The sequence below is a fragment of the Nocardia sp. MH4 genome (assembly GCF_019266065.1).
Classification (GTDB): domain Bacteria; phylum Actinomycetota; class Actinomycetes; order Mycobacteriales; family Mycobacteriaceae; genus Nocardia; species Nocardia canadensis.
In genome coordinates, this window is record NZ_LPNR01000096.1 from 75,733 (window position 1) to 85,688 (window position 9,956).

Below are 9,956 nucleotides of genomic sequence, written 5' to 3' on the forward strand. Positions count from 1 at the left end.
ACACCTCGCAGACGCGGCTGGTTCAGATCGGGGCCCGATCATGAGTGGATCAGTGGAGCGCGCGCCGCGGCGTCGGCCGCCTTCCTCGATATGGATCGCAGGCAGACGGCGGCGGAGGCGGGCGTGGTGGCCAGTGAGCAGGTCTTCCCGGACCGCCGCGTCGGCGCGCTCTGGGAGCCGGTGCGCGCACGGTGCTACGCCGCGGCGGGCGCGTACCTGAGCTTCACCGAGGAACTCGACGCCGCCGAGGCCACCGGCACGCCGATCGCCGACGGTCCGGCCAGGGCCGACGCCCTGGTCCGCCAGCTCAACGAGGCCGCGCGCGGGGTCGACGAGTTCTATCACGCCCGCAGCGAGCAGCTGGCGGAGGCGGCGCGGGTGCGCTCGGTGGTGCCGCAGCTGCTGGCGCAGGTGCGTGGTGAGGCCGAGCGCGCGCTCGCGGCGGCGGCGTCGTCGGGCTACGCGAACTACCCCTCGATCGAGGCCGGTGTAAGGCGGCTGAATGAGGCTCTGATCACAGCGTCCGCGACCGATCCGCAGGCGGCGGTGGCGGCCGCGCGCACGGTCGCGGCCGAGGTGCAGCAGGCGACGGCGGAATTGTCGGATGCGTTGGCGCAAGCCCCTTCTCGCGCGTCGGCGGCGGCGAACGCGATCGCTTCGGTGACGACCAGGTTGGCCGCGGTCCGCAACCGGGCCGACGCGCTCGGTCCGGCCTACTCGGCGCTGCTGCGGGAGTTCAACGCTGCGAGTTCGGCGGACTTGACCAACAATGAGCGGGAAAGCCGGCGCGGCATCGACGCCGCGGACACGGCGCTGGTGGGCGCGCGTGTCGCGGCTGCCGATCACGACCCGGAGACCGCCCTTGATTTGACCGCCACCGCGCGCCAGCACCTCGCCGAGGCCGAGCAGTTGGTCGACGCCGTCACCCGGCGCCTCGAATTGCTCCGCGGGGTGCGTGCCGACCCCGATGCGCACGCCCGCACCGTACGATTCCGGCTGCGGGACGCGCAGATGCTCGCGGTCGACCGAGGACTGGTCGGCGAGTGGGGTTCGGTGCTCGATGCGCAAGCCGAACGCCTCGACCGCATCATTTCCGGACTGACGGGTCGTCATCCAGACTATTGGGCATACGTGTCCGAACTGGATACCGTCGCGGCGTTCATCGCCGGCGTGGTCGACCGCATGAGAAAAACCGCCCGAACCGACAGCACGTAGGAACACAGACATGAGATGGCCCGGAAAATGAGGTGGGGGGAATGACCGCGGGGTACGCCGTCGCGCCGGAGATTTGCCTGCGTAAGCAGGTTCCGCTGCGCCACTTCCGGCAGTTGTGCGGGCCGAGGGCCCGTGAGCTGTTCCTGGTAGAGCCGGAGCCGATCGTCGGCGCCCACGATCGGGAACTACTGGCGACCGCGCTCGGCGCGACGCTGTATGTGCCCGCCACCCGCCCCGACCTGGCCGCCACCATCAGCCGCCGAGCCGCGCGCGGCGTCTGCTCGATGGTGATCGACCTCGAGGACGCCGTCGCCGACCACCAGGTGGAGGCCGCCAAGCAGCACGCGGTCGCGACCCTGGACCTGCTCGCGCGCAGCGAGGACCCGAACCCGATGCTGTTCGTCCGGGTGCGCGACCCGCAGACCGTGACCGAGCTGGTCGGCCTGCTCGGGCCGGGCGCCGAGGTGCTCACCGGATTCGTCTTCCCCAAGTTCGACGCCGTCACCGGGCCCGCCTATCTGGCCGCCCTCGACGACGCCCGGCGCACACTGGACCGCCCGATCTACGGCATGCCCGTGCTCGAATCGGCGAGTCTGGTGCACCGGCAGACCCGCGACGAGCAGCTCGCGCGCATCGCCGACCTGCTGGCCGAACACCGCGACCACCTGCTCGCGGTGCGCATCGGCGCCACCGACATGTGCTCGACCTTCGGCATCCGCCGCGACCGCGACCTGACGATCTACGACGTGCGCGTGGTCGCCGACGTGATCGCCGACATCGTGAACTACCTGGGCCGTGCCGACGGCACCGGTTTCATCATCACCGGGCCGGTGTGGGAATACTTCGCCGACCACGAGCGGATGTTCCGGCCGCTGCTGCGGACCGCGCCGTTCGAGGAGTCCGACGCGGTGCCGTTCCGCCAGTACCTGGTCAGTCGCGACCTCGACGGCCTGCTGCGCGAGATCACCCTGGACCGCGCCAACGGCATCCAGGGCAAGACGGTGATCCACCCGTCGCATGTGGCGGCGGTGCACGCGCTGTCGGTGGTGACGCACGAGGAGTACGCCGACGCGCTGCACATCATGGAGGCCGACGTCGGCGGCGTCGCGGCCTCGGAGTACCGCAACAAGATGAACGAGATGCGCCCGCACCGCAGTTGGGCCCGCCAGACGCTGGTCCGGGCTCGCGCGTTCGGTGTCGCCAACAAGGGAGTGTCCTTCGTGGATTTGCTGACAGCGATGATCGCCGAATGAGCGCGTTCGGCCTCGATCTCGAAACACCGTGGGCGACCGCGAATCTGGGCATCGAACTGCGGCACGGCGAGTCGTTCGCCGCGTCGGCGGCCGCGGACGCGCTGCCGGGTGAACTCTCGATCGCCGCGCTGGTCCAGCCGGGTCTGCGCCGCAATCCGCGCCGGGCGCACCTGCTGGTGTCGACCGTGCTCGGCAAGCACCTGCCCACCGACCCGCGCGTGGTGATCGGCGCGGGCAATCGGCTCGGCGACCTGGTGCGCGGGGTCCTGGGCGACCGGGAACCCGTCGTGCTCGGATTCGCCGAGACCGCGACGGGTCTCGGTCACTGTGTGGCGGCGCGGATCGGCGCCGGGTGCTACCTGCACTCCACTCGCCGTGAGGTCGCGCGGGCCACCACGCTGACCGGGTTCGAGGAGGGGCATTCGCATGCCACCTCGCACCTGCTGCAACCCGCGCCCGCCGACATCTTCGTCAACGATCTGCCGCTGGTGCTGGTCGACGACGAGATCTCGACCGGCGACACCGCCATCGACGCCGTTCGCGCGCTGCACGCATTCGCGCCGCGCTCGCATTACGTGCTCGCCTCCCTGGTCGACATGCGCACCGCCGCCGACCGGGCCAAGTTCGAGACGTTCGCCGCCGAACTCGGTGCCCGCATCGACACCGTGTGCCTGGCCTCGGGCCGCACCGAGCTGCCCGACGGTCTGATCGAGACGGTCACATCGATGCCCGAACCGGAGCTCAATCCGACAGCGGCCCACCGTGGTTCGTTCGGCCGGATCGAGTTGTCCTGGCCCGCCGATGTTCCCGAGGGCGGCAGGCACGGCATCCTGAACTCCGAGGTCGCCGCCTTCGATGTCGCGCTGAAGGCCGCCACCGGCCAGGTCCAGGCTCGCCTCGCCGCCGAGTTCGCCGATCGCCCGGTGATCGTGCTCGGTCATGAGGAGCTGATGTACCTGCCGCTGCGGCTGGCCGCCGAGCTGGCCGAAGGCGGCATCCCCACCCGATTCCAGACCACCACGCGCTCACCGGCTTACGTGCTCGACGAGCCCGGCTACCCGCTGCGGCGCGGCTTCCGTTTCCACGCGCCGGAGCCCGACGCGACCGCCAAGCGCTACCTGTACAACGCGCACTGGCCAGACGGCGCGGTGGCGCCGGTGCTGCTGGTCGTCCTCGATCCGCCCGCCGATACGCCCGAACTCGTGGCGCCGGGCGGTCTGGTCGACGTGCTGACCGCCGCGGGCGCCGATGTGCTGGTCGCCGTCCTGCCGGGTGCGGACCCGCGAGCGCTGCACACGACACGAACTTCGGCAGCGCGCGCCGCGGTCCCCGCGCGGGCGCACGCGGCCGACCGGGCCGCCGAATCCGTGCGGCCCGACCCCGATGCGGCGGCCGCGCCCGATCGCCCTCGACCGCTGCACGGACCCGACTTCGGTTCCTACGCGGCCGACGAGGTGTCGTGGCTGCTCAAGGACCTCTCGGGCGTCGACTTGGAAGCCGATGTCGCCGAACGCGAACGGCGAATCCAGGCGGGCGTGGCGCACTACGCCGAATCGCTGCCGGTCGAGTACCAGCCCGATGCCGAGTACCGCGAGCTGTTCGAGCGGGTGCTCGCCGAGAGCGCCGAGCGGCTCGCACTCGCGGTGGCGACGGTCGCCGAGCTCGTGGTGGCCGAACGCGGCGAGGACATCGTGCTGGTCTCGCTGGCCAGGGCGGGCACGCCTGTCGGCGTGCTGATGCGGCGATGGCTGGCCAGTGGGGTCGGCAGGCCGAGTCTGACGGTGCCGCACTACGCGGTGTCGATCGTGCGTGACCGTGGCATCGACGCGGTGGCGCTGGATTATCTCGCCCAGCACCATGATCCGGCTTCGATCGTGTTCGTCGACGGCTGGACCGGCAAGGGTGCCATCACCAGGGAGCTCACCGCGGCGCTCGACGAATATCACGCCGCCGGTGGCGTCCGGTTCAACGACGAGCTGGTCGTGCTCGCCGATCCGGGCAACTCGGTGCGCACCTACGGCACCCGCGACGACTTCCTGATCGCCTCGGCCTGCCTGAATTCCACGGTGTCCGGACTGGTCTCGCGCACCGTCCTCAACGACACCCTGATCGGGCCCGGTGAATTCCACGGTGCGAAGTTCTATCGCGAGCTCGCCGACGTCGATGTCTCGAACCAGCTGCTCGACGCGGTGACAGGCGCCTTCGGCGCCGTCGCCGAGCAGGTGCCCGCCGCGGTCGCCGCCATCCGGGATTCCGATCGCACCCCCGACTGGTCCGGCTGGGCCTCGGTGGAGCGGGTGCGCGCCGAATATGGTGTCGCCACAGTGAATTTCGTGAAGCCGGGCGTCGGCGAGACCACCCGCGTGCTGCTGCGCCGGGTACCGTGGCGGGTGCTGGTTCGCGAAGCGGATGCTCCCGAGCACGCACACATCCGCCTGCTCGCGGCCGCGCGCAATGTCCCGGTGGAAGTGGTCCCCGACCTGGCCTACAGCTGTATGGGCCTGATCAAGGAGCTGGATCAGTGACCGCCGACGCGTTGTTCGCCACCGATCTCGATCGCACGATGATCTACTCGCGCAACGGATTCGGCGGCGCCGACGCGGTAGCGAAACTGTGTGTGGAGTACTACGAGGGCGAACCGCTGTCGTACATGACCACCACCGCCGTCACGCGGCTGGCCGAACTGGCGTCGCTGGCCCCGGTGCTCCCGACGACGACCCGCACGATCGAGCAGTTCCAGCGGATCGACCTGCCGGGCGCGCCGTGGCGCTACGCCATCACCAGCAACGGCGGCAACATCCTGGTCGACGGGCTGCCCGACCCCACCTGGCGCGCCGCGATCGACGACACGGTGCGTGCCTCCGGCGCCACCCTCGCCGAGATCGGCGCCGAATGGCGTTCCCGCATCGACGATTCCTGGGTCACCAAGTACCGCGAGGCCGACGGGCTGTTCTGCTACCTGGTGGTTCGCCCCGAGGCGGTGCCCGCCGGTTTCCTCGCCGAGTGGGACGCGTGGTGTCGCGCGCGCGGCTGGTCGGCCTCACAGCAGGGGCGCAAGATCTACACGATGCCGGACGCGGTCTGTAAGAGTCTGGCGGTCGCGGAGGTCCGCCGCCGACTGGTGGAATCCGGTGAATTGGCCGAGGGCGCTGCGTTGTTCACCGCCGGTGACGGTGCGCTGGACGCGCCGATGCTGGCCGTGGCCGACGCCGCGATCCGGCCACGACACGGTGAGCTGGAGGAGCTGGGCCATTCGGCCCCGAATCTGACCGTGACCGAGAACGCGGGGATTCTCGCCGGAGTGGAGATCCTCGAGTGGTTCCACGTCGCGCTCGAGCGCTCCGCGCTGGCGGCGGACCCGGTCTGAGTCGTGAGATCCCGGGTGCCGCTGCGGCGCCCGGGATTCCCCGAACTCACGACTCGGGGAACAGGCCCTTCGCCAGCACCGGCCATGAGGTCTTGAGATCGTCCTGCCAGTAGCCCCACGAGTGGGTGCCGGTGTCGCGGTAGACGAAGGTACCGGGGATGCCGAGCTGGTCCAGCCGCGTCTGCAGATTGTGCGAGGACACGAAGATCGCGCCCTCGATCAGCGCGCCGAGCGCGACCGTCTTGGGGGTGTCGGCGGGCTTCTCCATCCGGAACGGTCCGCCCGCCTGATCGTGGATGCCCGGGATGCCGGTGCCGGTGGAGACGAAAAGATTTGTCCCACGCAGTTTCTCGGCGTTCACCAGCGGATCGTTGGCCACCCACAGCGGCCCGCCGACCGGACCCCACATGTTCTCGGCGTCACCGCCGCCGTACATCTCCACGGTCAGCTTCACGGCCTGCTGCCCCGCCGGATCGCTGACCTGGGTGAGCCCGCTGTACACCGCGGCGCTGCGGAACAGGCCGGGCTCGGCGATCGCCAGGTTCAGCACCGGGATGCCCGACATCGACAGGCCCGCGATGGCGTTGACGCCGTTGGTGCCCAGCGCGGCGTCGATCAGTGGGGGCAGTTCTTCGGCGATGTAGGTCTGCCACTTGTTCACGCCGAGCACGGGGTCGGGCTTGATCCAGTCGGTGTAGAAGGTCCACGCGCCGCCGATGATCTGGACGACGTTGATGTCCTTGTCGGACAGGAAGCTCAGCGCGTCGGTGCGCAGCTGCCAGGAGGCGCGGTCCATGCCGCCGCCCGCGCCGTTGAGCAGGTAGAGCGCGGGCTTGGGCGCGGAGGTGTCGGCGGGGCGCTGGATGTCGACGGGGAAGGTCCGGTTCATCGCCGCGGAGTGCACGTACAGGCGCAGGTGCCGGGAGTCGGTGACCTCCATCTTCTCGATGAAGGAGCCATCGGGCGCGCTCACCTTGTCGATGCTGACGCCCGGTGCGGTGGCGGGCGCCGCCGACGCGGGGGTGCCGGTGATGATCGACGCGGTGACGGCGCACAGTGCCGCCGCCACGATCCGCCGGATGCTGCGACGCTGCACTGCGCCCACTCCTCTGATCGAGCTATCGCCGACCCGTTCTCTCGGCGGTGCCCACCGTAGCGGGCGGGCACGACCCGTCGTCAGGTTTTGGCGCGTTCTCGTTTCAGAATTGCGGGAGTGGGGTCAGTAGTGCTGCTGCTGACCCTGCAGCTGCTGGGCGATCACGCCCTGGATGCGTTGCAGACCGCCGACGGTGATGCCGCTCTGGAGCTGGCCCTCGATGGTCCTGACCAGGGCCTGATCGCTCATCACCTTCTCCGAGGACTGGATCAGCACGGTGCCGGCGCCGGTGAAGTCGAACTGGCGCTCCTCGCCCGAGTTCGCGCCCATCCTGGCCGCGCCCGCCGCCAGGAAGCTGCCGATCCAGCCCTGGTCGAAGTGGTGACTGGGGGAGGGGCAGTCGGCCCAGCCGACCAGCGCCTCGGGGTCGACCCGCAGCGGCGGCTCGGCGAACATCACCGGGCCGTTGGAGGAGGCGAGGAACTTGCCGGTGCCGATCAGGGTGAGGAACCCGGGCACGATCGACTGCTTGAGCGCCAGGCCCGGCTCGAAGGCGAGCAGGTTGGCGCCCCGGATGGTGAGGTTGCCGTCCTCGAGATCGTAGGAATTGATGTCGTAGCCGCGGTCGCCGATGATCAGCTTGCCGTGGCCCTCGGCCACCACGTAGTCACCGGCGAACAGCGGCGCCGAGAACTGGCTGCTCACCATGTGCATGAGGTTGCCCTGCAGGCCGTGGGTGAGCATCTGGAACTGGATCTGGCCGTAGTAGGCGATCATCGCGCCCTTGCGCATGAACCACGGGCCGGTCAGGTCGATGCAGTAGGCGTAGCTGTTGCCCGGGATGTTGTCGCTGGCACCGAGAGTCATCGGGGAATGGATCTGGCTCATCGGCTCACAACTTCTCTTCGGAGGCCTGCACGAAAACGACACCCTGGCCGTGGCAATGCAGCTGCATCGCCTCACCGGCGCCGCGACCGACCGCGTCGCGCCAGCTCATCGCCGACTTCAGCTCGGTCTGCACGTTGCCGTAGGCCGCGACGAAGGCCTGCGGATCGACGATCACCGGATTCGGCCCGCCCACCTGCAGTTCCAGGAAACCGCCGTGCGCGAGCAGCACCGCGGCGCCCTGGCCGCCGAGCTGGGTGGTGAACATGCCCTGGCCGGTCACGACACCCGCCGCGGCGCCGCGCAGCGCGCCCATCAGGCCACCGCCGCCGCCTCCGCCGCCGCCACCGGAGCTGGCCACCGAGACCACCGAGGACTGCAGCCCCGCGGTGTTGGCCAGCAGGCGAGAGGCCTCCACGCGCAGCACCGCGCCCGGCTGCATCTGCACCACGTGCACCTCGAGCCCGGCGAAACCGTAATGGACGGTGCCGTTTCCGCGCGCCAGCATGGTGCGCTCGTGCTCGCCCGCCATCATCGCGCCGGCCATCCGCATCAGGCCGCCGCCACCCATGCCGGGTCCGGCGCCGGGGATCTGGTGCGGCGCGAACGCGACCTGGCCCTGGTAGAACAGCATCGCGCCGGTCCGGGCGACCACGCCGCCCGCCTGCCCGACATCGACCTTGACGACCTTGCTGTTGACTTTCTCGAACATTTCCGTCGCCTACCGTTCCGCCGGCTGGATCAGCACGACACCCTGGCCGTCCCACCGCAGCGAGAAGGCCTCACCCGCGTCCTGGCCGACCATGGTGCGCCAGGAGACATCGGTGACGAAGGACTGGTTGAGGTTGCCGCGGGCCGCGACGAACGCGTCCGGGTCCACGATCAGCGGGTACTGCGGCGAGACTTCCAGATGGATCAGCGGACCGCCGGCCGACAGCAGCGCCACCTGGCCCTGCCCGCTGACGGTGGTGGTGAACAGGCCGCTGCCCGCCGACATCCCGCCGACCCCGGCGAAGCGCACATCGGTGCGCAGATTGCCCGCGAAGGCGAGCAACTGCTGCGACTCGACCTGCAGGGTGTCGTTGTCGAGATCGACCACGGTGACGTTCTGGCCGTTCACCGCGAAGAAGACGCGGCCGTTGCCGGTGCATTCCATCAGCGACAGCTTCTCGCCGGTGGCGCGGCGCTTGAGGCCCGACAGCACGCCCTCGCCGCCGCCGAATCCGGCCGATTTGAACTGCACATTGCCTTCGTAGGCGACCATCGAGCCGGAGATCGCGCGGATACTCGTCCCCGCGAGGTGGGCCTCGATCACCTTCTTCGATTGTTCGAACAGCTGCGCCATGACGGCCCTGGAGTCCCCTCTGGACAGGCGGGTGGAATGCCCGATACGTACTGCGTGGACACCCTAACCGATCGATCGGCCGCGCGCCGTGGCTGCGGAGCGCGGACGCTCGTCGCCGCTTTCTCGTAGAGTGGCAGACGACCGCACCGACAAGCGAAGGGTCGAACTTGTCTGCAACACTCGCCAAGGGCCAGAACGGTCCACTGGCCGTCAGTGACGTGGTGATCTCGCTCCAGCTCACGGCACCGGCCGATCTGTCCGCGCTGCTCGTGACCGAGCAGGGCAAGGTCCGCACGGATGCCGACTTCGTCTTCTACAACCAGCCGAGTGGACCTGGCGTCGATCTGCGCCCCGGTCCGGCGGGTCAGGCGGCCTCCCTTGCGGTTTCGCTGCCCGCGGTGCCCGCCGACATCGACCAGATCCGCGCCGTCATCACCCTCGACGACGCCAACAGCAACTTCGGCCGGTTCGCCCCGCCCACCGCGATCGTCTCCGACGCCGCCGGTAACCAGCTGTTCGAGTACCGGATCGACGGGCTCGACGCCGAGTCGATCGTGATCGCGCTGGAGCTGTACCGCCGTCAGGGCGGCTGGAAGGTCCGCGCCGTCGGCCAGGGCTACGCCGGGGGCTTCGCCGCGCTGGTCACCGATCACGGTGTGCAGGTGGATGATTCGCCCGCGCCCGCCGCCGCGCCGCAGCAGGCCGTCCCGCAGCAGGCCCCGCCGCCGCCCGCCTACCCCGCGCAGGCCGCGCCGAGCTACCCGCCGCAGCAGGCCCCCGTCTACGCGCCGCCCG

9 protein-coding genes are annotated in these 9,956 nt (G+C 70.0%); 5 read left to right on the top strand and 4 right to left on the bottom strand.

Annotated elements, in window-relative coordinates:
• Positions 1–90: 90 nt before the first annotated feature.
• Genes ATM97_RS13820 through ATM97_RS13835 form a run of 4 tightly spaced genes read left to right on the top strand, consistent with a single transcriptional unit; the run spans position 91 to position 5,835 of the window.
• Complete coding sequence (locus tag ATM97_RS13820; protein WP_218718418.1) at positions 91–1,215, top strand: hypothetical protein; 1,125 nt, start codon at positions 91–93, stop codon at positions 1,213–1,215.
• Positions 1,216–1,256: 41 nt separating this feature from the next.
• A complete protein-coding gene (locus ATM97_RS13825) occupies positions 1,257–2,468 on the top strand; it encodes an HpcH/HpaI aldolase/citrate lyase family protein (protein WP_218718407.1) in 1,212 nt (403 codons plus the stop codon).
• Positions 2,465–4,993, top strand: a complete 2,529-nt coding sequence (locus tag ATM97_RS13830; RefSeq protein WP_218718408.1) for a phosphoribosyltransferase — start codon at positions 2,465–2,467, stop codon at positions 4,991–4,993. Before ATM97_RS13825 ends, ATM97_RS13830 begins: the two co-directional genes overlap by 4 nt.
• A 38-nt stretch (positions 4,994–5,031) precedes the next feature.
• Positions 5,032–5,835, top strand: coding sequence for an HAD family hydrolase (locus tag ATM97_RS13835; protein ID WP_218718419.1), 804 nt, complete (start codon positions 5,032–5,034; stop codon positions 5,833–5,835).
• A gap of 46 nt (positions 5,836–5,881) precedes the next feature.
• Here the strand turns inward: ATM97_RS13835 and ATM97_RS13840 are convergent, their stop codons facing one another.
• The 4 genes from ATM97_RS13840 to ATM97_RS13855 all read right to left on the bottom strand — a co-directional run bounded on the left by ATM97_RS13840 (position 5,882) and on the right by ATM97_RS13855 (position 9,161).
• On the bottom strand, positions 5,882–6,931 hold the full coding sequence (locus ATM97_RS13840) for an alpha/beta hydrolase family protein (RefSeq protein ID WP_218718409.1): 1,050 nt from the start codon (positions 6,929–6,931) through the stop codon (positions 5,882–5,884).
• 123 nt (positions 6,932–7,054) lie between these two features.
• Positions 7,055–7,819 (bottom strand): AIM24 family protein, encoded by a 765-nt coding sequence (locus ATM97_RS13845; RefSeq protein ID WP_218718410.1) that lies wholly within the window; start codon positions 7,817–7,819, stop codon positions 7,055–7,057.
• Between the two features lie 4 nt (positions 7,820–7,823).
• Positions 7,824–8,528, bottom strand: a complete 705-nt coding sequence (locus tag ATM97_RS13850) for an AIM24 family protein (protein ID WP_218718411.1) — start codon at positions 8,526–8,528, stop codon at positions 7,824–7,826.
• A gap of 9 nt (positions 8,529–8,537) precedes the next feature.
• The gene (locus ATM97_RS13855; protein WP_218718412.1) at positions 8,538–9,161 is read right to left on the bottom strand and encodes an AIM24 family protein; all 624 of its coding nucleotides are present in this window, start codon (positions 9,159–9,161) and stop codon (positions 8,538–8,540) included.
• A 167-nt stretch (positions 9,162–9,328) separates the two neighbouring features.
• Between ATM97_RS13855 and ATM97_RS13860 the strand changes: the two genes are divergently transcribed.
• On the top strand, positions 9,329–9,956 hold a 628-nt coding region (locus tag ATM97_RS13860), incomplete at its 3' end, for a TerD family protein (RefSeq protein ID WP_218718413.1).

Bases quoted from the DNA above. Each gene is read 5' to 3' on its own strand.
- ATM97_RS13820 (WP_218718418.1), top strand. From the start codon at position 91: ATGGATCGCAGGCAGACGGCGGCGGAGGCGGGCGTGGTGGCCAGTGAG.
- ATM97_RS13825 (WP_218718407.1), top strand. From the start codon at position 1,257: ATGACCGCGGGGTACGCCGTCGCGCCGGAGATTTGCCTGCGTAAGCAG.
- ATM97_RS13830 (WP_218718408.1), top strand. From the start codon at position 2,465: ATGAGCGCGTTCGGCCTCGATCTCGAAACACCGTGGGCGACCGCGAAT.
- ATM97_RS13835 (WP_218718419.1), top strand. From the start codon at position 5,032: ATGATCTACTCGCGCAACGGATTCGGCGGCGCCGACGCGGTAGCGAAA.
- ATM97_RS13845 (WP_218718410.1), bottom strand. From the start codon at position 7,819: ATGAGCCAGATCCATTCCCCGATGACTCTCGGTGCCAGCGACAACATC.
- ATM97_RS13850 (WP_218718411.1), bottom strand. From the start codon at position 8,528: ATGTTCGAGAAAGTCAACAGCAAGGTCGTCAAGGTCGATGTCGGGCAG.
- ATM97_RS13855 (WP_218718412.1), bottom strand. From the start codon at position 9,161: ATGGCGCAGCTGTTCGAACAATCGAAGAAGGTGATCGAGGCCCACCTC.